Source organism: Candidatus Rubrimentiphilum sp., from assembly GCA_035710515.1.
Taxonomy (GTDB): domain Bacteria; phylum Vulcanimicrobiota; class Vulcanimicrobiia; order Vulcanimicrobiales; family Vulcanimicrobiaceae; genus Rubrimentiphilum.
This window is the reverse complement of sequence record DASTDE010000001.1, coordinates 206,174-229,004: the sequence shown is the minus strand read 5'-3', so window position 1 is coordinate 229,004 and position 22,831 is coordinate 206,174. Positions and strand designations below refer to the sequence as shown.

Below are 22,831 nucleotides of genomic sequence, written 5' to 3'. Positions count from 1 at the left end.
TCATCATATCAGCCGGGGCCAATGATGACACCCATAACACCCCTTAAGGCCGGGACGTTTGCTGTGGCTCCGGCGAGGCGCTGGCGGGAGGGCCAGGGGTGGTCTCGGACGGCGCCAGCGTAGGCAGGGGAGCAGCGCGGCGCCACACGGGCAGGTTCAGATTGGGCGTAGCCTTCACTCTGGGGCCTGTCTTCGGAGCCGCAAAGGTGGCCGGCGTGTAACTCGGGATCGGCGAGGGCGTGGGCGGCGGCGCGGGCGGAACCCGCGGATCGGGGAAACCGGGGTCGGGCGCGGCCGCCATCACGTCGCTGCGCTTCCAATCGGGCCCGTATGGAACGACCGTCGCCTCGGGGGCAGCCGGCGCCACAGTAATGGGAGCGATGCTTTCGAGGCGCTTTTCGGTGACTTGGCCGATGACGCGATCGCCGGCGCGCTCGCCAATCACAATAGCGACGACGAGCACGACGATCCCGAGCGCCATAACGATGGTCGCGAATCGTTTAGATGGATCCGGCACCGGACGATTATACATGCTGCAGCGTTTGCGGCGCGACGTCGCGTGCCGCAGCTTGGGCGCGCCGCTCGGCGGGCTTGCCTACCAAGTGGAGTTCGTGCAGTTCGCCGGCCTCCATCGAGATGCGTTCGGTGAGGCCCCGGAATTCGACCGAGACGTGCCGCGACTGATCGTCGAGATTGCAGATAAAGACGCGCACTGCGCCCTCGTCGTCTTCAAATGCAACGGCAGCCACTTCCACCGGCGAAGTCGTCACTTCGTCGCTTACGTCTTTGCCGGCATAGAAACAGACGAACGGCTCTTCGGCGGAAAGTTCGCGCATATCTCCGTAGATGTGGTTGTTGACAAAATCGATGACGTACGTGCAACTTCTTCCGCCCCAGCGCACGCGTGCGGCGGCGGACCACTGCCAGTCTTTGACGCGCAGCGGCACCAAATGCGGCCGGCCGCTGGTGCGGTAACCGTTCAGGCCGCCGATCGTTTCGGCCACGGCCCAGAGGTATTTCGCGCTCGTCCACGGCGACAGATACATGCCTCTATTCGTCAGCGAGCCGCCGTCGAACCATTCGCAGAACTCGCCCGGCACGGTGTTGCGCACCGCTCCGGCTTCCATCGTCGCGTAAATCGCGTCGAGCCAGCGCACCGCCTCGTCGGGCGAATCGTTATGCGCAAGCGCAACCGTGAACCAGAGCGTGAGATCCGGCCACACGCCGCCGAGCAGACCAAAACCATGCGACGGAAAATACCAGGCGTCCGCCGTCGAGATGGTGCGGATGCCAACCGGCGTTTCAAAGTCGGCTTCACTCAAACGCGTCAGAATGTCGCGGCGGCGTCCGGCTTCGGCGACGTTGAAAAGCACCGGAAAGATTTCATCGGCGGTAAAGTTGTCTTGATAGTTCTGCTGCTGATCGTAATTCAAGACGAACGCGCCGGTGTCGTCGTTGAAAAGAAACTGCATCATCGCCTCGCGCAGCGCTTGCGACTCGCGCGAATACTTGTTCCAGCGCTCGTTGTCGCCGACCACCGCCGAGAGCATCGCGGCGGCCTCCAAGGCGAAGACCGCCTCGGCGTTGATCTCCGTGACGGCGCCGTCGAGCGTGTAGTAAGGGATGATGTTGCGCCACGAACTGATGCCGAACATATCCACGCCGCCCGCGCGGCAAAAAACCAGTCCGTTCTTGTCGCGCTGCGTCAGCATGTAGTCCGCAATCTTGCAGATCAAGCCGAACCATTGCCGCACCCACTGGTCGTCGAGCGTGGCGTTATAATGATGCAGCATCGCGATGAGATGCAGCGGCGTATCGTCGTTAATGTTCAGGTCGTACGAGGTCTTAAACCCGCTCACGCCGCGCACGTACTCGATCATCTCGCCGCTCTCGTCGGCAAACTTGTTGAAGACTTCGATTGCGTCGCGGCTGAAGTCGGGCAAGAAGTAGTCGAATCCATGGACGAACCACGACGTATCGCGCGACACCAGAATATCGGACGGCGGCGAGTTCGTGGAGCCCCAGCCGTTCGGGTACTTCTTGATTACGCGCAGCATATTCGCGCGCGCCCAGACGACGGCGCGGGAGATTGTGGGCGACGGGCAGATGAAGCGCGCGTCCCGCAATCGGCTGGCGAAGTATCGTTGCGTATCGTGCAGCGCCTTCGGATCGTGCAACAGCTGCTCGAGCGCCGGACGCGAGTGTTCGCGGCCATCCTTATGAAAGACGACCGCCAGCCGCAACGATTCACGCGCGCCGGGCTGCACGGTGAGGCGGTACTCAAGCGCGCCGAAGATCCGCCGGCTGACGCACTCGGCAAGCTGCGGCGTGACTTCCTCTAAATGCTCTTCCGGCCGCAGCGAACCCATGCGCATGCTGTGCAGCATGACTTGTTCGCGCACGCCGACGACGGCCGCGTGCGGAGTTCGCGATGCGCCCCACCAGCGCTCGGCCCCGGTCTGCTGATTCTTCGAGCAGATGTAGTCGCCGTCAACAAAAGCGCGAACTTCGTGTTCGGGCTCGCCGTAAAAGCGCTGACCGACCAGCAACGCCCACGGAAACGCGGTCACTTCGATCGGTGCGCCGCCCGGGTTGTACAATGTCACGTCCACGACGAAACTTACCGTATTTTCGTGCTGCGGACCGTGCGGAACGTAAAATGCTTCGGTGATGTGCAGGCGATCGGCCAGAGTAAACTCGGAGATCTGCGCATACGGCAGAAATGTGAATTCGCGCGTTATCTGATGGGGAAAGATCGTTTGCTTGAGTTCGCGCAGACGATAGGCGACCTGATGCGTGCCGAAAATAATCTGGTCGGTGTCGGCATCCCAAAGTCCGCGGACGCCGCCTTTGGCCGTCGATTGCGCGAACGTTTTGAAGTTGCCGAGCAATAGGCCGTAGGGCGTCTGGGCTTCCGGCAAGACGTAGGCGCAATACTCGTTGTGTTGTGCGTCGTAGCTCGCCCGCATTGGCGTTTCTCTACGACTTCGCTACACGATGTCCCGCCGAAGCTAGCGGCTAACTGCGCGCGCCGCACCCATGGAGATCGCCGTGCGAGCCAAATTTGAGATCGAATCGAGCGAGCAGCTTTCCCGTAAGGCTGACGATCTGAAGACGCATGCGCCTGTTCGCCGCACTTCCCAAATAGCGCACCTCGCGCTCGGTCGATCCGGAAATCAGCGTTCCCGGCCGGTCGAAGGTGTGCCCGTCGAGCGAATTCAGGGACGGGCCTTCGGAGACCATCGCGCCTCGCATACAATTAGCGGAGAATGTCGCCGCGCGGGCTTGAATCGCCAGAGCCGCACCGGCGCCGCCCCAGGTCCCGGAAAAATCGACGCGCGGAGGCTGCGGTATACAAAAACTCTTGAACGCATTCTCGACCGCAGGCGACGCAGGCAAGAGCGAATCGCGTGTATAGATGAGGGCGGACGTGTGATCAAGGACGGTCGCGAATTCGCGCTCGAGAGTGATGCCGTCTTTCGCATCGCCGTAAGTGAGAATATCTTTTTGCAGGCTCGTGCCGCAGTGTGCGATTGTGGCCGATAATTTCTTCTTGAACCCGTGGTACACCATGTACGACGCACGCATGGACGGATCGTAATCCAAATTCGTCCCCGATAAATAGACAAGATTGTGTTCAAGGCCGCCCAGCGTGCGCTGCTCCCACACGCCTTCAACCTTGTACCGTCGGGAAGGTCCTCCGATATCGAAACCGGTGAGGCCCAGCACTTCCATCTGGCTCTCATCGCCGGGACAGAATTTCTGAAGCTTTTTCACGACGGCGTCGTTACGCGGAACGGTTGTCGGCCGCATGTAGTCGATTACGTACGCTGCTCCATTCGAGATGAACGTCCACTCATCGACTGCCCAGCGCAAATGGCGGTCCTCCTGGACGTAGGTGCCGTGGACGCCGATCGCCCCGCATATCGTGACCTGTTGATCGAATGATCCCCCGTGCGGCAGACGCGGTAACTGTTGCTTCAGCGCGTTAAGCGTTCGAACCAACTGGGCCTGAGTTGTAACGGTCGGAAATGCTTCGGCGACGATGTACTCATGCGTCGCGGTGTTCAGGACATACGGGCTAACGGTGTATTCGAAGCCTCCGTCTACGGTTCGTGTGAAATCTGCAGGAGGCGTGAACGGTAAGCCCGCCGCAAGCGAGACTGCGGGCCACGCGACCAGGAAAAAGGCAAAACCCAAGCGCCGCACGTGGAAATCTTAGAACAGGGGAAGCGCCGGCGCAAGCTCAACAGCTCGCGAGAATGGAATCAAGCGTTACGTTGCGGGCGCCGGCGAAGCTGAATCTGTCGCTGGAAGTGCTCAACCGCGGCGCCGGCGGTTTGCATGCTTTGCGCAGCGTGATGGTGCCTGTCGATCTCTGCGACGAGATCCTAATCGCTCCGGGCAAAGACGGCTTGCATTTCACATGCAACGACCGGGCATTGCAAAACGATAATCTGGTCGAGCGCGCCTATAACGCGCTCGGATTGGCCGGCGGCGCGACCATCGAGCTGCGCAAGAACATACCGACGGCGGCGGGACTTGGCGGCGGATCGAGCGACGCCGCGGCGATATTGCTCGCGGCGCAGCGCGGCGCGTTCGGAGCGACTCCTCAGATCGACTACCTGACGACGGCGCTGTCGCTTGGCTCGGACGTGCCGTTCTTCTTGGCGGAAACCGCCGCATTGGTTGAAGGCACCGGCGAACGAGTTACGGCCTTGGGACGCGTTCCCGACTGGCATGCGGTGATCGTGAAGCCGCCCATCGCCGTTTCAACCGCACACGCGTATCAGGAACTCGACCGGCACGAGCGAGCGGTGCGGCCGCGCAACAGTTCGGCAAGTCTCGCGCTCGGCGAAGCGTTGCAGCGCGCGCAGTTCGATCGCGTTGTCGAACTCCTTCAGAACGATTTCCTGGATGTTTATGCCTCGACGCCGGAGATCGCGCAAGCGCTCGACATGCTTCGAAAAGCCGGCGCCGCCAAACCGATGCTCAGCGGATCGGGGTCAGCGGTCTTCGCGCTGGCGCAAGACCTAGACGCACGCGACGCGATCGCCGAACGGATCGATCCGGTTCCGGAGTTTCAGGTTTTCCCGTGCGCGTTCTGGAGCGGCGACGCTTGGACGCGCTAGTTCTCGCCGGTGGACCATTCGATGACTTGGCCGCACACACACCGCATGCGCCGAATAAAGCCTTTGTAGAGATTGCCGGCGTTACGCTCGTCGAGCGCACGTTACGGGCGCTGCGCAGCGCCAAAAGCATCGGGCGCATTATCGTAGTCGCTCCGCCGTCGGCGCACGCGCATCCGGCGCTTGCGCTGGCCGACGAACTGCGTCCGGACGGCGTGCATATTCGCGAAAGCCTGCGGAGCGGGCTGGCGGGCCTCGATCCGAACGAGGCGATCCTAGTAAGCGCGTCCGATTTGCCCAGTCTCACGCCCGAAGCGATTGACGACTATATCGCGCGCGCGCAGGCAACGGGCGCCGACCTTACCTACGGCTGCATCGAAAAGCGAACGCACATGGCAAAATTTCCTGAAGCGCCGCACACTTGGGCTCGCCTGCGCGACGGGACCTATTGCGGAACGGGATTCATTACACTGCGCCCGCGCGTGTGGCCGGCGCTCGAGCAGGTTATCGAGCGGGTCGGCGAGGCGCGCAAAAATCCGCTTAAACTGGCATCACTGTTTGGTTGGCGTATCCTGTGGCGTTTTGCCGTTCGGCAACTTACAATAGCGCAGGCCGAGGCGCGCGCGTCGTACGTCATCGGCGCGCAAGTGCGCGCGGTGGTTTCGCCCTACGCCGAGATCGGCATCAACGTCGACAGGGTCAGCGACATCGCGCTGGCCGAAAAACTAGTCCGGTGACTCCCACCGCGTAAAGAGGTTGTGCTCGATGCCGAATTGATCGAGCGCTTTGCCCACCGTGTGCGCGACGATGTCGTCAATGGTCTTCGGCTTGGCATAAAAGGCCGGCATCGGCGGCATGATGACGGCGCCGATCTCCGCGAGGCGCTCAAGGGTCCGCAGGTGGCCGGCGTGCAACGGCGTCTCGCGCACGACCAATACGAGTTTTCGCCTTTCCTTTAAACAGACGTCGGCCGCCCGCACGAGTAAGTTCGCATTGAGCGAATACGCGATCGCGCTCGCGCTGCCGATCGAGCACGGAATGACGAGCATCCCCTCGGTGATAAACGACCCGCTGGAGATCGAGGCGGCCAAGTCGTCGTGGTTGTGGACGACGTCGGCCAGCGCTTCAAAATCCCGCACGCTCTTACCGGTCTCCAACTCGATCGTGCGCGCGGCTTGGCGGCTGACCACGACGTGCGTCTCCACGCCTTCGCAGGCGCGTAAAACTTCGAGCGTGCGATAGGCATACGCACTTCCGCTGGCTCCGGTTACCCCGATGACGATTCGCCGCATGCTCCGCCGTTATACGCTTCGAGCAGGGTCGCCTTCGTACGTTTTCCAAAGATGCGACGTGCAGTCGGCAGAGCAACGCGCTTTTCTCGCGGCCGCGGTGGCGTGGAGCCGGAAGCCGGACGAACGGCACGCTGCGCGCATGCTGCATTCGCCTTTTTCGGGAGCGCCGCAAGAATTGGGAGCGGCGTACGCGGCGCTTGCGGCCCGCGAAGGCCGCTTGCTGGATCTGCTGGCACAAGAGCGGCTTCTCGCTCCTTTCGGCTCGGCTTTGCGCGAGTTGTCGAAATTCAACGATGAAGACACGGCGCGCGCCGACATCGTCCGCCGTTTTCAGCTCGACATGCCTGTTCGTGACACCGGCGCACCGCCCGCCGGCGAACGCTTCGAGTTGTGCGCGCCCACCTCGCCGGAACGGCGCGAAGGGATGCGCGCGCCACGCAATCGCTTCTCGGCTTCACAACTCAACGCGTACGTGGAATGCAACCGCAAGTGGTTCTACCGCTACTTGTGCGGCGCCGTCGAAGACAAAGGATCGTCGGCCTCGTTTTACGGCACGGCCTTTCACGCGGCGCTGGAAAATCTCCACAGCGAATTTCCGCGTCCCGGCGATGCGACCGCGGCTCAACTCTCGCTTAAGCTCGAGGGCCTGGTAAACTCGGCTTTTGACCGGCACCGCAACGACTTCGGGACGCCCGTCGAATTCGAACTGCAGCGGCGCCGTGCCCAGCGTACGGCGCGAAAGTACGTCGAGTGGCTGCTGGCCGAAGCCAAGCGGGCCTCGTTCACCGTCGTCGGCTGCGAGCTGTCGGCCGAGCTCGAGATGGAAGGCTACGAATTCATCGGCTATATCGACCGTCTCGACCAAGACGACAAGACCGGCGCGGTGGCCGTGATCGACTACAAGACGGGCACCATTGCGACCACGGCGGCGGAGTACCGCGAAAAGATACGCCAGTTCAAAGATTTCCAATTGCCGTTTTATTACTGGGCGCGGACCGCGCTCGGCGACCGCGTTTGGAAGCTGGCGTTGCTTCCGCTGAAAGATGCGCTGCTCGACGTTCAGCCGATCGTACTCGAAGTGGTTCCCGTTCCTGCGGAGGTTGGAAAATCGCATAGCGCCACCGGCGTCATTCCGCTGGCCGAACTCGAACGCGCGCGGCAACGAATGATCGAGCTTTGCGCCGAGCTGACGTCGGGCGAGGCAACGACTTTCGGAGTGACCGCGGATCCGTCGGCCTGCACGTACTGCGCGTATGCGATCGCCTGCGCGCACAAACCGTACCCGGCCGACCTGCGGTTCGGACGATGAGCAACTTCATTACCGGCGCTTCCGGAACCGGAAAAACGACGGAGTTGTTACGACGCGCGAGCGAGGCGGCGGAAAGCGGCACTGTGCTCCTCACGGCGGGCGCGCCCGCATCGTTGGACGTCTTGCGCGTGAGGTGCGGCAACGAGGGCGTTTCCGCGCGTTCGCTCGACGATCTCGCGCTCGAAGTGCTGTTTCGAAGCGCGCCGCGGGCCGAGCGCCCGTCGCTGATCGACGACGTGCAAGCGGCTTTGCTGTTCGAAGACGCAGCACAGCCGTTGCTCTCGATGGAGTGGACGGAGTTCTTGGAGGCGCAAGTCGATCCCGAAGTGCCCGGCCTGCGCGCGCCGCAACGGTTCTTGGACGCGGCGTTTCAGCTTTTTCGCAAGTTTCGCGACGCGCTGGTTTCGCCCGAGCAGTTTTTGGAAAGCGCCTTACGCGGCGCGACGTCCTTCTACGCAAATCCGCCGAACTTCGCGCACCCGGATCTGCTGTACTACACCAAAGAGACGCATCAAAATTCGCTGAACGTGGACGGCGCGGAACTTCAACGGCAATACCGTCATGAAGTTGACCTTGCGAAGATCCTGGCGAAGCTGTACCGCTCCTATCTCGACCATCCGGTGAAGCAAGGTTGCCTGACAGCGCGCGATGCGGTGGCCGAGGCAGTAAGAATTCTGCGCGAATCTCCGGCGCTGGCCGGTGAATTCCGCGCGCTCCATGGCGCCGCATTTGTGGACGACGCGCAAGAACTGACGCTCGCGCAGCTGCACTTCTTGCAAGCGATTTACGGCGAGAATCTTGAAGCCGTAACACTGGCAGGCGATGAGAACTCCGCCGCGTCAACGTTCCGCGGTGCGCGGCCCGATCGCGTCTTTGCGGTGCCCGGCGAACGGGTTGAACTCGCGGAGCAGCGCCGCAGTCCGTTCGCGGTTGACGTTGCCTGCCGTCACCTCCTGGGAACTGCCGGGTCCCCGCCGCTCAGCACGGATCCGCAAGTGGGCCTTACGCTCTTCCGCGCATCGACGCGCAAAGCGGAGGCACAGTTCATCGCCGAGCACGTGGCGGGCCTACTCGCCGGCGGCGCGCAGCCGCGCGAGATCGCGCTGCTATTTCGATCCGTCGCGAACGTTCGCGCGTACTGCGACGCTCTGCTCGACCGGAACATTCCGGCGCAGATCGCCGGCGACTTGAATCTTTTCAGTGAACCCGAAGCGCTCGACGCACTCGCCGTGCTTTGGCTTCTGCACAATCCGTTCCGGCACGAATACTTGTTGCGCGTGCTCTCAGGCGAAGCCGTAGCGTTTGCAGATTCGACACTCGCTGCGCTCTGCGCCGAACCTGCGGATTCGCAAACGCTGCTCTTTACCGAAGAGCCGCTGCCGGAAACCGGTCCGCACGCACCGCGCTGGGATCCGATGCGTGACGTCCGCCTGGGCTGGAACGTCTTACGCGGCGATCGCGATCGTGATTTGCCGGAACTCGCGCGCGATCGGCTCATGCGGCTGCGCGAGTTGCGCAACGGATGGCTAACGGCGATGCGCGGACTCTCGTTACCGGATCTCGTGCGGCTGGTTTGGAGCCAAGGACTAGCGCGGTCCGGAGAACCCGAATCGGCGCGCGGAACGTATCAACAGCTTACCTTGCGCCGTCTGTACGATCGCGTCGAATCATTTGCGGCCGATCATCCCGATGCGTCTCTCGCGGAGTTTCTCGAGTACGCCGAAGCGCGCATGAACAGCGAATTCGAATCGTGCGAGACCATCGAAAACGGCAAGTCGGTAAACATCTTGAGTATCGACGCGGCCAGAGGCCGGGAATTCGATCACATCGCCGTCCCAAATATCCGCGCCGGTGCATTTCCGCGATACTATGTGCCCGACGCGTTTCTCTACAGCCCGAGCCTAGGCATGATTGCCAAAGAAAACGTCGGCGAAGCTCGCGCGGCCCGGACGGCCAAATTCACGTATTATATGTTCCGAAGCAAGACTCGCGAGCGCTACAATCGCGAAGAGCGCCGCGCCTTTGTCTACGCCTTGCGGCGCGCGAAACGCTCCGCGCTTGTAACGGCGCACGAAAAGGCGACGCGAGGGATCGCCGCGCCGGAATTCTTGGCCGAGTTGCAGGCCGCGCGCCTTCCGGGCACAGTCGATCTTTCGGATAAGTGGCACCCCTCGAACCTGCGACGCGCGAAATGAGCGAGACTCTAGCGGAGATCTCGCCCGAGGCATACGCTAAACAGATTCTTCCGTTGACCGAACCGCTCTGGGCGAACGGACGAACATTTGACGCGTACGTGAAACAAACGCTGGCGCTGGCGCGGACGCCATACGGTAAGCGCAACTATTCGACGTTCGGGTTTCGCGTCAATCGAGCGATCGTGTCGTCTTTCAAACGATACCAGCGCATGGCGCGGCTGGGTGACCAGCGCCTGCTTTCAATCGGTATCGGCGCGGTGTTCACGCCCACCGATCAGCGCGGACGCGGCTATGCGAGCGCGATGCTCGCAATGGCCCTCGACAACGCGCGCTCTCAGCGCTTCGATTTTGCATACTTGTTCTCGGATATCCATCCGCAGTTTTATAAGGCGCTGGGTTTTGTCGAGCTCGCTTCGCGGTTGATAACCTTTCGCGCGGATTCGCTTTCAGGCAAACGCTTAGACGTCGCGACGCTCTCGCAAAAGGATTGGCCGGGGATCCGCCGCTGCTTCCAATCGACCGAGGCGCGGCGCGATTGGGGATTCGAACGTGGGCCCGCATTTTGGGGTTGGCTGCAAACGCGCATCCAGCACGGATCCGAGCACGCTCGCGGACAAGCCATTCATTTGGTAGCGCGCCGCGGGCGCGCGATTGCCGCGTACGTTCTCGGTCAACGCGAACCAAAGCACGATGCGTACGTGCTGGACGAGTTCGGATTCGCGAGCGAAAAAGATCGCGCGCTGGTCGGACCGTTGCTGCGAGCCGCTGCCGGAGATTTCCGGCGCATTACGGGTTGGCTGCCACCCGACAGCGTGCGTGAACTTTTACCGCGGGGCTCGGTTCGCAAGCGCAAGGACGCGATTCTGATGATCGCGCCCTTAAGTGCGCGCGGTAAAAAGTTTTTGGAACGCGCAAAAGATACCGGAACCGCCGATGGAGTGTGGTCCACCGACCATATTTAAATGTCATCCTGAGGTATCGAAGGACCCTGAGGTAACGAAGGGTGCGCGCTACTGACCGCTTGGCGGAACATCCTTGTACTCGCGCTCGCCGGTTTTCGGATTGTAAACGACGTCGACAAGTTTGCCCGTGCCGGGATCGATGAAGCGTTCACCGGTCGGTTCCCAACCATCGGCGCCCGAACGAACGCGCGGGCGGTAGCGCCCTTCGAATAGCGTTCCAAGCAACAGCAGCACGCCGCCCGCCAGCGGCGGGAACGCAGCCACGGCCGAAAACCGCAATACGAAAAGCCCGCATCCCAGCAGCACGAGCCCAATCAAGATGAGTATCGCGCGCAGCATTACTGAACCGGCGTCAGCGTAACGGCTGTACCGTACGCCACGACTTCGGTCATCGTCGAACCCATCTCCGAAGAATCGAAGCGCATCATGGCGACGCCGTCGGCGCCCATCGCTTGCGCGCTCGCCACCATGCGGTCGATCGCGTGACGGCGCGTTTCTTCAAGCAGCTGCGTGTACTCGAAAATCTCGCCGCCCATAATCGAGCGCAGCATAGCGACAATGTTTCCGCCCAGTCCGCGGCTGCGAACGACTACCCCAAAGACTTGGCCCTTTGTCTCCTTGACGCAGTAGCCGGCAATGTTTTCGGTCGTAGCGACAATCATGGTTATCCTCCCGGAGTCGTACTACTTATGAAGAGATTCTGTTGTTTCGGCTCGCCGTGGACAAGTGAAGCGACGCGCGTTCCCAGCAGGCGCACCGGCGTGCGTTCTATGTCAGCACGGCGTAGGCAGTGCACGGCCGAAACATAGATTTGCCGGGCGTCCATCGTGGGTTCCGCTAGATTCGTTTGCCGGACGATGATGCGAAAGTCGGCGCGTTTTATCTTAATGCCGATCGTGCACGCCGACAAACCTTCGCGCTCGAGCGACTGAGCAAGCTCGAGCGCTTGTTCGCGCAAGACTTCCCGCAATTGGTTTTCATCCCGAACGTCGTATTCGAACGTCTCCTCGGTTGAGATCGATTTCGTTTCGCGTTCGGGATCGACGGGGCGGCGATCGATGCCGCGCGCAAGATCGCGCAGCTCCATTCCCCAGGAGCCGAAGATCGCGCGCACGCGCTCGTCGGAGAGCGCGGCGACGTCGCCGATAGTCGCGATGCCGCGTTCCATCAGTCGAGCTTGCGTCTTTGGCCCCACTCCCCACAGCCGCCCAACCGGCAGTGGCGCCAAGAATTCCGCTTCACGTCCCGGCGCGAGCGTTTGCAAACCGTTGGGTTTGCACGAGTCCGATAAAATCTTCGCGACCATCTTGCCGCTCGCCACACCGGCACTCACCGTCAATCCAACTTCATCCAGAATCTCGCGCCGGATCCCTTGCGCTATTTCGCCGGCGGCTTCGGTCGTACAATCGCCGAGATCAACAAACGCTTCATCCATCGACAAACCTTGCACTGGGCCGCCGCGCCGCTCCAGAATCGAAAAAATCTGGCGGGAGATTTCACGGTACTTCTGCATGTTCGGCGGCACGACGATCAAATCGGGACATGCCTCCAGCGCACGGTACAACGGCACCGCGGATTTCACTCCGTAGGGCCGCGCTTCGTATGAAGCAGTAAGCACGACTGCGCGACGGCTCGATCCTGCCACAGCCACCGGCTTGCCGCGCAAATCGGGATTGTCGCGAATCTCGACGCTCGCGTAGAACGCGTCGATGTCAAAATGCGCAATCACAAGCTTGTCATCCTGAGCGTAGCATTTCGCTCTTGGCGAAATGCGAAGTCGAAGGGCGGCCGAGCTTGACGAGGCCTGCAAACCACCCCTCCCGCGGGCCTCGTCTCGCTACGCTCGCTCGGCCGTGGTTCGACAGGCTCACCATGACACACTATTGACGCTCGCGTAGAACGCGTCGATATCGAAGTGCGCTATCATATTTCGTGGCCGGCGCCCTTGAATATCGCGCGGATCGTCTCGACGTTGCGGATATCGTCGGCTTCTTCTCCCGGCGTTTCGAGAATGGCGGTCTTGTCGCGCAGTTCCGGCCGCGCTGCCAACGCGCGAAATCCGTCGAATCCGATGAGACCTTCGCCGATGTGATGATGGCGGTCGCGGTTTCCGCCCAGCGGCACTTCCGTGTCGTTGAAATGAAACAACGGAATGCGATCAAGGCCGATTTGTTCCGCCGCGTCATAGATGAAGTCGTCGACGCCGCGCTGCGAGTTGATTTCATAGCCCGCCGCCCACGCATGCGCCGTGTCCAGACACACGCCGAGTTGCGGATGGCCGATCGTTTTGATGAAACGCCCGAGTTCTTCCAGCGTACCGCCGGCGAGCGATCCGGCGCCGGCTGAGTTTTCCATAACGAGCATTACGCCCGGCGCAATTCCCCCGAGCGCTTGTTCTAACAAACGGCAGGCTTGAACGAATCCTTCATTTCGATCGCGCTTGCCGTACGAACCCAAATGCGTGTTGACGTACGCGATGCCGCCCGCTTCGGCGGCCTCCAGATCGAAACGCAGCAGCGCCAGCGATCCGGCCGCAATTTTTTCGTTAACGCTGGCGAGATTGATAAGGTACGGCGTGTGAATCACGCACGGCTCGATGCCGGCGTCGATCCGCATCTTGCGGAAGGCTTCGAGTGCCGGCCGGTTGACCGGGCTCGTGCGATAGCTGCGCGGATTGCTCGAGAAGATTTGAATCGCGCTGCACTTGACGCGTTTTGCGTACTCGATCGCCGCCGCGTAGCCGGCGCCAACGCGCACGTGCACGCCGATTCGCACGTCTTATTCCGCCGGCGCGGCTGCCGTCAGGTTGGCGGTGAGCAGGCCGAGCTCGAGCGGCTGGCCTTGCTCCAATTCCATCGGCGGAAGATCGTCGAGCGAACGCAAGCCGAACGACTCTAAAAACTCCGGTGTCGTCTTGTACAGCAGTGGCCTGCCGACGACGTCTTTGCGTCCGGCTTCGGCGATAAACACGCGATCGAGCAGTGTCGAAACGACGCTGTCGGAGTCTACGCCGCGAATCGCTTCGATCTCGCTCTTGGTAACCGGCTGAAGATACGCGACGATCGCGAGCGTCTCGAGGGCTGGCGTCGAGAGATTGCTGCGCGGCGGAAGCAGGTACGCCTCGACGACGTCGCGCGCAGATGGCGCAGTTGCAAAACGATACCCGCCGGCAACCTGGCGCAAGACGATTCCCCGATCGGCATACTCCGCCTCGATGCGTTGCAACACCGTCGCGACGTCCGTCTCTTCAGCGCGCGTGAGTTTGGCAATCTCCTTAATCGGAAGCGCCTCGCTCGCGACGAAGAGCAACGCTTCGATGGGACGCTGCAAGCGATCGATCTCCCCGTTCACGGTTTGGCCACCATGAAGAGCCGGATGTCATCGAAGGGCGCCTGCTGATCGAAGGCCAGCCGCTTGCGCCGCACCAGCTCCAGGATCGCCAGAAACGCAACCACGATCGATTCCCGCGTCATGCCAAGTTCTTTGCAGATCGTCGAGAAGAGCACCTCGCGCGATTCGCGCACGCGACGCACGATGTAATCCATCGAAGCCACCAGGGTCAGACGCTCGCGCGCGATCGTGCGCTTCTCCGGACGCGCGCTTTGCAGCATTGTCAGAAACGCGTGCGTCAAACGATTGGGGTCGACGCGATAACGCTGGCGGAGTTCGCTGTGCGGGTCGCCGAGATCGCGAAAAAAGTATGACGACGCTTCGAACTGCCGCTGGCGCAGATCCTCGCCCACCTCGCGATACTTCGAGTAGGCGATGAGCCGCTGGCGTAGCCGCTCCTCGACTTCTTCCGGCGACTCGCCCTCTTCCAAGAATTCGGCCGGGATCGGCGGCAGCAGCGCGCGCGATTTCAGGAAGACCAGCGTGGCGGCAATCACCAAGTACTCCGCGGCGACCTCGACGTCCAGATTCTCCATCATCGAGATGTAGGCCAAGTATTGTTCGGCCACCAGCGCCAGCGGCACCGTGGCGATGTCGAGCTGGCGTTCTTTTACCAGATGCAGCAGCAGGTCGAGGGGGCCGTCGAAATTTTCGACGCTGACGCGCAGCGCATTGTCGTCAAGGCCCTCGGGCGGTAGAACCGCCGGGGCCGCCGAGTCGTTCACGAGCTTACTTTACGATGAACGCTGCTCGGCAACCCTCGCGACGACGGGCACGTCGCCAAATGCGGTGGGATTGGCCAAGAGATATTCCTGCGCCATGTCGATCAGGCGCTTCTCGTTGACGTACTTGAGCGACCGCTTCGCGGCGGCGACGTCGAACCAGCGGGCTTCGTCCACTTCGTGATCGTGGTTCGCCGTATCGCCCGAGAGGTAGCGCATCAAATAGAACGTGACGGATTTTTTGTGCTTGAGGTGATTGAAGTAAAACCAGTAGGCGATGTCGTTGAGTTTGGTGACAATCTCACCCCAGCAGCCGGTCTCCTCACGGACCTCGCGCAGAGCGGCTTGCTCGTGCGATTCCTTGGCTTCGACGTGCCCCTTGGGCAGCGTCCAGATGCGCGGCGTGCCTCGCCCAATGAGCAAAGCATCGTAAGCCGACTCGCGCCGCCGAAGCACGAGTCCGCCTGCCGAAACCTCGTATTTGATTCGCATCGTAAGCCCCTAAAGAACCCCTAGAGGACCGGAAAGGCGTCCCCCTGGGGGTCGCCTCCTATTACTTCGATTATAGCGGACGGGCCCAAGAAGAGCCTGCTAAGGCGGCACGGTTCCAGGCGGTTCGGGGGGTCCGGCGACCACGAGCGGACACGGCAAGAAGCGGCTCGCGGAGGCCGGGCCGGCGGAGAAAGTGAGCGTGTAGCCGCCTGCGGCCGGGCAGGGTTGCGAGGCGGTCGCGTGCCCCGACGGGTCGATCGCCAGCGAGAAGGGCGGCGCGCCCAGCGAGGTCTCGGAGACGTCCACCCGTAGTGTTTCCGGCGGCACGCCGTCGGTGTCGGGGGCCAGCGAAATGAGGGTGCCCCGGCCTGGCGAGGCCGGGGTGAAGACGAGCGTCGCGGCGCTTCCACCCGTCGCTGCAATCGCGCGCGCGTGCGCCAGCTGGACGTCAAAGATTGTGGCTGCCGATTGCGCGGCAAACATGCGATCGCCGGTGCTAAAACCCCACGCGATCGCCGAGACGGTTAGAATGATGGCGACGACGACCAAGACTTCGATCAGCGCGTTGCCGCGTTGCGCATTCACATGGCGACGAGTGCCCTAATTTCGGAGATATGCACGACGTAGTATGAACCGTTCGCGGCACTGAACGCGCCGTGCGCGTCATGTCCTGGTTTCCAGATCGTTTCAACCTTTGCGTACACTGCAAGCGGATACGCAATCGTGTGCTGCCAACCTAATGTCAGGTCGCCGACCGAATCGTCGTCTTTTTCAAAATCATCGAGTATCTTCGGGATATTAGCTGAGACTACGCGCTTTAGAACGGGCGCTAGATAGTATGCGGACTCGCGGTGCGGTTTCGAGCGGCACACAAGTTCCCAATGAGAATCTACGTTGTCGGACATATCCACGATGTTGCAAGTGAAGAACCCGTGTCCGAGCGGCATCGCGACGGCATACGCTCCATCGGCCAGACGGCGTCCGCGAATTCGCAAGAAATGGTTCGGCGCTTCCACTATGCCGCGCCGAACGATTTGGGCGAGCGCCGCGGATTCGGCCGCATTTTGCGCAGGCGCTGGTTGTGCGACGGCCATCGCCGCTGCCAGGACGAACGCCGTCAAGAAGCTGAGTTAGCGCGCCACCTGAGGTCGGGTTGGCGGGCAGCGCGCGTTTCGTCCAGGCGGCCGACAACTGTTGTTTCTGGCGCGGCTAGGATTTTCTCCGGTTCGCGCTTCGCCGTTTCGACGATGTCGCGCAGCGCGTCGACGAATCCGTCGAGCGTTTCTTTCGACTCAGTTTCGGTCGGCTCGATCATCAAGCACTCCGGCACGATCAGCGGAAAATAGATCGTCGGCGCCATGTAGCCGCGGTCGAGCAACGCTTTGGCGATGTCCAGGGCCCGCACGCCGGTCGTCTTCTTCAGTTCTTGCGCTGAAGCGACGAACTCGTGGCGGCAGATCTCGTCGTATGGCGTCTCCAAGAACTCCCGGATCTTCACGCGCAGGTAATTCGCGTTGAGCACCGCCAGTTGCGAAACTTTTGTAAGGCCGTCCGCGCCGTTGGCGTAAATATACGCTAGCGCGCGCACGACGTGCGCGAAATTCGACCAGAACGAACGCATCGGGCCGATGCTCTTGGGCACATCGAAGTCGAGCGAGAACGAGTCGTCCTTCTTCCGCACGTACGGCGTGGGCAAGAAATCCATCAGATGCTTCGCTACACCGAGCGGCCCCGCGCCGGCACCGCCGCCGCCGTGCGGAATCGTGAACGTCTTGTGCAGATTGAGGTGCATCAGATCGAAGCCCATGTCGCCCGGCCGCGCGTTGCCCATAAGCGCGTTGGCATTGGCGCCGTCGTAGTAGCACAGGCCGCCCGCTTCGTGCACGGCTTTGGTGATCTCGTGGACGTGATCTTCGAACAGGCCGAGCGTGTTCGGGTTGGTCATCATGCAGACCGCGGTGTCAGGTCCGAGATGCTTCTTGATTTCGTCGACGCTCACGCGCCCGCGCTTGTCGCTCTTGAGCGAGATGACTTTGAAGCCGACCATCGCCGCGGACGCCGGGTTCGTGCCGTGCGCGGTGTCGGGGACGATCACTTTATCGCGATGCGTCTCGCCGCGATCTTTAAAGTAGGCCTTCGCAATCAGCAGTGCGGCCAGTTCGGCGTGCGCGCCGGCCGCCGGATTCAGCGAAAATGCCGCCATGCCGAAGAGCGAGCAGAGGCTGCGCTCGAGCTCGTACATGATGCGCAGCGCGCCTTGCGCCAAAGCATCCGGCGTATACGGATGGAGATCGCGAAGCGCCGGCAGACTCGCCATCGCGTCGTTAACGCGCGGATTGTACTTCATCGTGCACGAGCCGAGCGGATAGAACCCGACGTCGATGCCGAACGTTCGCTGCGAGAGCCGCGTGTAATGGCGCACGACGTCCATCTCGCTGTTGTCGGGAATCGGCAGATCGTCGCGCAACGCCGTCGCGGGCAAGTACTTCTTCAGTGGTTCTTCCGCTCCGAAGTAGCGATTCGCGCGGCCGTCCTGGCCCGATTCGAAGATTAGCGGCGAGGCCGTATGATCAGACGCGAGCTGGGGCATGTACGCTCTCTCGTAGGGCTTTGGCGAGCTTATCGATGTCGGCCGTCGTCGTCATTTCGGTCGCCGCCATCAGGATGCAATCCGCATATTCGGGATAGTAGCGTCCGAGGTCGACTCCACCCAGAATTCCGCGCTGCTCGAGTTTCTCAAGTACGTGCTTCGCAGGCTGGTGAACGTCCACGACGATCTCATTGAAATACGGCGCGGTGAATTGCAGCGAGCACCCATCGATCGCACTTACGGCTGCAGCCAGTTCGCGTGCACGCCGCAAATTCGCAGCCGCGATGTCGCGCAGCCCGGTTTTTCCAACTAGCGCCAAGTAAATGGTGGCGATCAGCGCGCAGTGCGCTTGATTCGTGCAGATGTTCGAGGTCGCGCGTTCGCGCCGGATGTGCTGTTCGCGCGCCTGCAAGGTAAGGACATACCCCTCCCTGCCGTTCGCATCAACCGTTTTCCCGGCGAGCCGGCCCGGGATACGGCGCAGATGTTCGGTAGTCGAAGCGATAAAGCCGACGTACGGGCCGCCGTATGCCACCGGAACGCCGAAGCTTTGCGCTTCGCCCACGACGATCTCCGCACCCCATTGCGCCGGCGTCTGCAATGCGCCCAGCGAGAGCGCTTCGGCGACGACGCCGACAAGAACCGTCCCGGATTCCTTGAGTGCGGCCTTCGCGGCCGAGTCGGGCGTATCGATTACGCCGAAGAAGTTCGGCGATTGGATTGCCACGCACGCGTACTCTTTGCTTGCGACGCGACGGCTTAGCTCGCTCAAGTCGGTCGTGCCATCCGGCGCGACCGGCAGCTCGTCGATCTGCACGTCCAGCCCGTTGCAATAGGTTTTTAGAACCGCACGGTAATTCGGATGAATCGCGCGCGAGACCAGAAGTTTCTGGCGCCCGTTCGCATTGATCGCCATGATCGCGGCTTCGGCCAATGCGGTCGCGCCGTCGTAAACCGAGGCGTTGGCGATGTCCATGCCGGTTAGCAAACAGATGTAAGTCTGCCACTCGTAAATCGCTTGCAAGTAGCCTTGCGAAACTTCGGCTTGATACGGCGTGTATGCCGTCAGAAACTCGCCGCGCATGGCAAGCGCCGTTATGGCCGGCGGCGCGTAGTGCCGGTAGCTTCCGGCGCCTAGAAATGAAACGAAGGACGCGCCCGCATTTTCGCGCGCCAGCTCTTCGAAGCGCCGCACAATCTCCGACTCCGGCAGCGCCGGCACCACCTCGAGCTTTTCGCGGAGCTTGACCGCGTCAGGAACGGGCAGGAGCGCGTCGAGCGAATCAACGCCGATCGCCTGCAGCATCTGCGCGATATCGGTTTTGGTGTGGGGCGTGTACAAGGGCTAGCCTTCTTTAGTGAACTTCTCGTAGTCGGCGGCGGAGAGTAGGCCGGCCGTCGGCGAATCGCCGGCCAGCTTCACTTTGAACATCCAGCCGCCCTCGAATGGTTCGCGGTTGACGAGCGCGGGGTCGTTGTCGAGCGCGGAGTTCACCTCCAGAATCTCTCCGCCGACCGGCGTAAAGAGATCGGAGACGGCTTTCACCGATTCGACCACGCCGACTGCTGCAGACTGGGCCACTTGCTTTCCGACTTTGGGCAGCTCAACGTAGACGATGTCGCCCAGCGAGTCTTGCGCGTAGTCGGTGATGCCGACGGTCGCCTTGTCTCCGTCGATCTTCACCCACTCGTGTTCTTTGCTGTAGAGCAGGCCTTCAGGCTGCGCCAATTTTGTAGCTCCTCTTGTAAAATGGCAGTTGCATGACTTTCGCGCCGTACGCGGTTCCTCGAATGTGAACCACTACGTCCGTGCCGGGAGTTGCGGCTTCCTTTTCCACCAACGCCGTGCCGATGCTCTTGTTTCCGACCGACGGCCCGATCGATCCGCTGCGAATCTCGCCCACGCGCTTCTCGCCCAAGAAGACGTGGTATCCCTCGCGTGCCGGGGCGCGGCCGTCCATCACGATTCCCACGATGCGCGGAAAGTCGTCGGCCGCTTTTTGCGTCGCCAGCGCCGTCTCGCCGACGAACTGGGGCTTGTCGAGTTTTACGACCCAATCCAAACCGGCTTGCAGCGGCGTGATCTCTTCGGTGAGCTCGTGTCCGTACAGCGGCATGCCGGCTTCCAAGCGCAGCACGTCGCGCGCGCCCAACCCCGCCGGAATCAACCCGGCACCCGCATTGTCCGCCAGCAGCCTCGTCCAAATTTCGGACGCGTCTCGCCCGTCAACGAAAATCTCGAAGCCATCTTCTCCGGTGTAACCGGTGCGCGCGACAATCGCGTCTTTGCCGTAAACGTTTCCTTGCGTGCAAAAATAGTATTTCAAAGCGTTGAGGTCGAAATCGACGTGCGTTCCCAGCATCGCCACCGAACGCGGTCCCTGAATCGCGATCAACGCGTTCTTGCCGTGCCGCGAATGAAGCTTTACTCCGGAGTCGCCGATGTTGTCGTTGAGATACTTCCACATCTTGTCGGCGTTGCCGGCGTTGACGACCACCATCCAACGTTGGTCGTCGAGGCGGTAAAAGATCACGTCGTCGTGCGCGCCGCCCTGCTCGTTGGTGAAGATGTTGTAACGCGCTTGCCCGAGTTTCATGGTCGGTACCGCGTTCACGGTTAGCCGATCGGCCCACTCAGCCGCGGCTTCGCCCTCAACAACAAACTGTGCCATGTGCGAAAGATCGAAAAGCCCGGCGCGTTTGCGAACTGCTTCGTGCTCCTTCAAGATGCTCTCGTACTGCACGGGCATGTCGAAGCCGCCGAATGGAATCAGCCGAGCGCGCAACTTGACGTGCTCGTCGTACAGGGCCGTTTGCTTCATTTTTTCTTTGGTTTTTCGTCCGGGTAGGTGTTGAGGTAGTTCAGCGTCGAGTGGGCGACCACTTTCTCGCCGCTGCGCACGGTCACTTCGCCGTAGCAGATCCGGCGCCCGGCCCGCAGCACCGTTGCCTCCGCGACCAGATCGTGCGGACCCACCGCGGGCGCCAGGAAGTTGCATTGGAGCGAGACCGTAGTCGTGTCCTGATCGCGGCCGTAGATCGAGGCGAGCGCGACGTAAAAAACCGTGTCGCACAGGCTGACGATCGCTCCGCCGTGTACGGCGCCGGTCCCGTTCGAAATCTGCGGCCGGTAGGGCATGCGCATGACGGCGCGCCCCTTGTCGACGCTCTCGAGCTTCAGATCCAACAGTTCGACAAAATGCGAACGCTCTTTGTCCCAGCGGCGGCGCACCGACTCCGGGTCGATCGAACTCAAAACGTGTCGCCGCCGGCGGCAAGCGCGCGGCGCATGTAGAGCGGCAGGGCAAAGATGCGCCGGTGCGTCTGCGCGTCATAGAAAAAGTTCTCGCCTTGCAGCTTGGCGCAGTACGGTTCGATCTCGCCTTCGTCCAGCCGCGCCAGGTCGAGCCGGTCGCTGCAAGCGATGAAGGCCCAATCGTTATCGAAGGCCGGGACGTGCGTGTAATACGAAACGACGAACTTGTAGTACTTACGCAGCGTGCGCGCCATCTTCGAGTGCAGCGAGAGGTTATGAAAGCCGGCGGTGCTGGCTTGCAGCACGTAGATGCCGTCCGGCGCCAGCCGGTTCTTGATATTGCGAAAAACCTCGTCGCAAAATAACGGATTGCTCGGAGAATCTTCCAGCGGCTCCGTCAGATCCGAGATGATCACGCCATAGCGATCTTTGTCTTCAGCCAGAAACTTGAGCGCGTCGCCGATGATCACGCGAGCGCGCGGCTCGGTGAAGGCGCCGTCGGACCATTCGGCCAGATACATTTTCGAGAGTTCCACCACTTCGCCATCGATGTCGACCATCGTGGCGCGCCGCACATCCGGGTGCCGTAACACCTCGCGCAGTGTCGCGCCCTCGCCACCGCCCAAAATCAAAACGTCGGAACGGTCGGTCGCGCCGGCCATCGCGGGATGGACGAGCGCTTCGTGATAGATTCGTTCGTCGGCTTGGGAGCTCTGCGTGTCGCCGTCGAGTATCAGCATTTTGCCGAAGACAGCCGTCCCTATAATGCCGATGTCCTGAAATTGCGAACGGCCCGCGTAATAGACACGGGCCACGGCGTGATGGTGGGCTTCAGTCGGAGCGAATTCCTCGACATACCATTGCCAATTTTCAGTTTTCGGCATGGCTTACAAATAGAAACCGCGGGTTACGCGGTGCGTTGGCGATCTTTTGCTTCGGTGGCGGTTACGACGTGGGTGAAGGTTCCGTTCTTTGCCTCGATGCCTCGTTTGAATTCAGTCGTCAACATTCGCGTCGCCGAAAGAACCTTGGCAGCATGCAAACAAGCAAGCCAGGGATCCGTGTGGTCGCCGCACGTGTAGAAATCCATGGCGGCGTATTCTTTCTCAGGCCAGGTATGAATCGAAAGATGCGACTCCGCCAGGATGACTGTGCCTGAGACGCCTTGAGGTTCGAACCGGTGAAAAGAGCTTTCCAAAATGGTCGCATGCGCGATTCTCGCGGCTGCGATCATCATGTTCTGGACGCCGTCCAGGTCGGAAAGGGCCACCGGGTCACACCCCGAGAGTTCGCACACAATGTGCGTACCGAGTGCTTTCAATTTATTGCGATCTCCTCGCCTTGGGGGAATCCCACCTCCGGACTTGTCGGCTGGCGCCTGCAGTGCAGTCACGTCCCCGACCCATCGGCGAGCTCTTGGCCGGCGCTTTTTCGGCTGCGCGGGCGACTCGCCGCTATGGCGCGTAAGGGCGCGCCTCCCATAACCGCGAGCTC

At 61.5% G+C, this 22,831-nt stretch carries 25 protein-coding genes; 5 read left to right on the top strand and 20 right to left on the bottom strand.

Going from position 1 to position 22,831, the window contains the following annotated elements; translation table 11 throughout:
- Positions 1 to 43 precede the first annotated feature (43 nt).
- The 3 genes from VFO29_01225 to VFO29_01215 are packed head-to-tail and all read right to left on the bottom strand — an operon-like array spanning position 44 to position 4,209.
- Positions 44 to 532: a hypothetical protein gene (locus VFO29_01225; protein ID HET9392131.1), complete on the bottom strand. Its 489-nt coding sequence runs from the start codon at positions 530 to 532 to the stop codon at positions 44 to 46.
- Complete coding sequence (locus VFO29_01220) at positions 525 to 2,969, bottom strand: trehalase family glycosidase (GenBank protein HET9392130.1); 2,445 nt, start codon at positions 2,967 to 2,969, stop codon at positions 525 to 527. The genes VFO29_01225 and VFO29_01220 overlap by 8 nt, the downstream gene beginning before the upstream one ends.
- A gap of 49 nt (positions 2,970 to 3,018) precedes the next feature.
- Positions 3,019 to 4,209 (bottom strand): hypothetical protein, encoded by a 1,191-nt coding sequence (locus VFO29_01215; GenBank protein ID HET9392129.1) that lies wholly within the window; start codon positions 4,207 to 4,209, stop codon positions 3,019 to 3,021.
- A 53-nt stretch (positions 4,210 to 4,262) separates the two neighbouring features.
- Here VFO29_01215 and ispE point away from each other — a divergent pair, with 53 nt between their 5' ends.
- The gene (gene ispE / locus VFO29_01210; protein HET9392128.1) at positions 4,263 to 5,132 is read left to right on the top strand and encodes a 4-(cytidine 5'-diphospho)-2-C-methyl-D-erythritol kinase; all 870 of its coding nucleotides are present in this window, start codon (positions 4,263 to 4,265) and stop codon (positions 5,130 to 5,132) included.
- A complete protein-coding gene (locus tag VFO29_01205) occupies positions 5,120 to 5,866 on the top strand; it encodes a nucleotidyltransferase family protein (protein HET9392127.1) in 747 nt (248 codons plus the stop codon). Before ispE ends, VFO29_01205 begins: the two co-directional genes overlap by 13 nt.
- On the opposite strand, the gene VFO29_01200 is transcribed toward VFO29_01205, so the two are convergent.
- Positions 5,855 to 6,421 carry a UbiX family flavin prenyltransferase gene (locus tag VFO29_01200; GenBank protein ID HET9392126.1) on the bottom strand — a complete coding sequence of 189 codons (567 nt, stop codon included), beginning with the start codon at positions 6,419 to 6,421 and terminating at the stop codon, positions 5,855 to 5,857. The two genes, VFO29_01205 and VFO29_01200, sit on opposite strands and share 12 nt — an antisense overlap.
- Before the next feature lie 58 nt (positions 6,422 to 6,479).
- On the opposite strand from VFO29_01200, the gene VFO29_01195 reads away from it, so the two are divergent.
- Genes VFO29_01195 through VFO29_01185 form a run of 3 tightly spaced genes read left to right on the top strand, consistent with a single transcriptional unit; the run spans position 6,480 to position 10,887 of the window.
- Positions 6,480 to 7,730 carry a PD-(D/E)XK nuclease family protein gene (locus VFO29_01195; GenBank protein HET9392125.1) on the top strand — a complete coding sequence of 417 codons (1,251 nt, stop codon included), beginning with the start codon at positions 6,480 to 6,482 and terminating at the stop codon, positions 7,728 to 7,730.
- Positions 7,727 to 9,925 (top strand): ATP-dependent helicase, encoded by a 2,199-nt coding sequence (locus VFO29_01190; protein HET9392124.1) that lies wholly within the window; start codon positions 7,727 to 7,729, stop codon positions 9,923 to 9,925. The genes VFO29_01195 and VFO29_01190 overlap by 4 nt, the downstream gene beginning before the upstream one ends.
- Positions 9,922 to 10,887 (top strand): GNAT family N-acetyltransferase, encoded by a 966-nt coding sequence (locus tag VFO29_01185; GenBank protein ID HET9392123.1) that lies wholly within the window; start codon positions 9,922 to 9,924, stop codon positions 10,885 to 10,887. The genes VFO29_01190 and VFO29_01185 overlap by 4 nt, the downstream gene beginning before the upstream one ends.
- Before the next feature lie 48 nt (positions 10,888 to 10,935).
- Here VFO29_01185 and VFO29_01180 read toward each other — a convergent pair whose 3' ends face one another.
- The 16 genes from VFO29_01180 to speD all read right to left on the bottom strand — a co-directional run bounded on the left by VFO29_01180 (position 10,936) and on the right by speD (position 22,730).
- Positions 10,936 to 11,226 carry a hypothetical protein gene (locus VFO29_01180; protein HET9392122.1) on the bottom strand — a complete coding sequence of 97 codons (291 nt, stop codon included), beginning with the start codon at positions 11,224 to 11,226 and terminating at the stop codon, positions 10,936 to 10,938.
- Positions 11,226 to 11,549: a heavy metal-binding domain-containing protein gene (locus VFO29_01175; protein ID HET9392121.1), complete on the bottom strand. Its 324-nt coding sequence runs from the start codon at positions 11,547 to 11,549 to the stop codon at positions 11,226 to 11,228. Before VFO29_01175 ends, VFO29_01180 begins: the two co-directional genes overlap by 1 nt.
- A 2-nt stretch (positions 11,550 to 11,551) precedes the next feature.
- Complete coding sequence (dinB, locus tag VFO29_01170; protein HET9392120.1) at positions 11,552 to 12,616, bottom strand: DNA polymerase IV; 1,065 nt, start codon at positions 12,614 to 12,616, stop codon at positions 11,552 to 11,554.
- A gap of 194 nt (positions 12,617 to 12,810) precedes the next feature.
- On the bottom strand, positions 12,811 to 13,662 hold the full coding sequence (locus VFO29_01165) for a deoxyribonuclease IV (protein HET9392119.1): 852 nt from the start codon (positions 13,660 to 13,662) through the stop codon (positions 12,811 to 12,813).
- 3 nt (positions 13,663 to 13,665) lie between these two features.
- Positions 13,666 to 14,238, bottom strand: coding sequence for an SMC-Scp complex subunit ScpB (gene scpB, locus VFO29_01160; GenBank protein HET9392118.1), 573 nt, complete (start codon positions 14,236 to 14,238; stop codon positions 13,666 to 13,668).
- A complete protein-coding gene (locus VFO29_01155) occupies positions 14,235 to 15,002 on the bottom strand; it encodes a segregation/condensation protein A (protein ID HET9392117.1) in 768 nt (255 codons plus the stop codon). The genes scpB and VFO29_01155 overlap by 4 nt, the downstream gene beginning before the upstream one ends.
- 9 nt (positions 15,003 to 15,011) lie before the next feature.
- Positions 15,012 to 15,491, bottom strand: coding sequence for an NUDIX hydrolase (locus VFO29_01150; GenBank protein ID HET9392116.1), 480 nt, complete (start codon positions 15,489 to 15,491; stop codon positions 15,012 to 15,014).
- A 99-nt stretch (positions 15,492 to 15,590) separates the two neighbouring features.
- Positions 15,591 to 16,076, bottom strand: coding sequence for a type II secretion system protein (locus tag VFO29_01145; GenBank protein HET9392115.1), 486 nt, complete (start codon positions 16,074 to 16,076; stop codon positions 15,591 to 15,593).
- On the bottom strand, positions 16,073 to 16,612 hold the full coding sequence (locus VFO29_01140) for a hypothetical protein (protein HET9392114.1): 540 nt from the start codon (positions 16,610 to 16,612) through the stop codon (positions 16,073 to 16,075). Before VFO29_01140 ends, VFO29_01145 begins: the two co-directional genes overlap by 4 nt.
- Positions 16,609 to 18,081 carry an aminomethyl-transferring glycine dehydrogenase subunit GcvPB gene (gene gcvPB, locus VFO29_01135; GenBank protein ID HET9392113.1) on the bottom strand — a complete coding sequence of 491 codons (1,473 nt, stop codon included), beginning with the start codon at positions 18,079 to 18,081 and terminating at the stop codon, positions 16,609 to 16,611. Before gcvPB ends, VFO29_01140 begins: the two co-directional genes overlap by 4 nt.
- Complete coding sequence (gene gcvPA, locus VFO29_01130; protein HET9392112.1) at positions 18,062 to 19,423, bottom strand: aminomethyl-transferring glycine dehydrogenase subunit GcvPA; 1,362 nt, start codon at positions 19,421 to 19,423, stop codon at positions 18,062 to 18,064. Before gcvPA ends, gcvPB begins: the two co-directional genes overlap by 20 nt.
- A 3-nt stretch (positions 19,424 to 19,426) precedes the next feature.
- Positions 19,427 to 19,810 (bottom strand): glycine cleavage system protein GcvH, encoded by a 384-nt coding sequence (gene gcvH / locus VFO29_01125; GenBank protein HET9392111.1) that lies wholly within the window; start codon positions 19,808 to 19,810, stop codon positions 19,427 to 19,429.
- A complete protein-coding gene (gcvT, locus tag VFO29_01120) occupies positions 19,797 to 20,903 on the bottom strand; it encodes a glycine cleavage system aminomethyltransferase GcvT (protein HET9392110.1) in 1,107 nt (368 codons plus the stop codon). Before gcvT ends, gcvH begins: the two co-directional genes overlap by 14 nt.
- Positions 20,900 to 21,337 (bottom strand): PaaI family thioesterase, encoded by a 438-nt coding sequence (locus VFO29_01115; GenBank protein ID HET9392109.1) that lies wholly within the window; start codon positions 21,335 to 21,337, stop codon positions 20,900 to 20,902. Before VFO29_01115 ends, gcvT begins: the two co-directional genes overlap by 4 nt.
- Entirely contained in the window at positions 21,334 to 22,221 is an 888-nt protein-coding gene (locus VFO29_01110; GenBank protein HET9392108.1) for a hypothetical protein, read from the bottom strand. Before VFO29_01110 ends, VFO29_01115 begins: the two co-directional genes overlap by 4 nt.
- A gap of 23 nt (positions 22,222 to 22,244) precedes the next feature.
- The gene (gene speD, locus VFO29_01105; GenBank protein HET9392107.1) at positions 22,245 to 22,730 is read right to left on the bottom strand and encodes an adenosylmethionine decarboxylase; all 486 of its coding nucleotides are present in this window, start codon (positions 22,728 to 22,730) and stop codon (positions 22,245 to 22,247) included.
- Positions 22,731 to 22,831 lie beyond the last annotated feature (101 nt).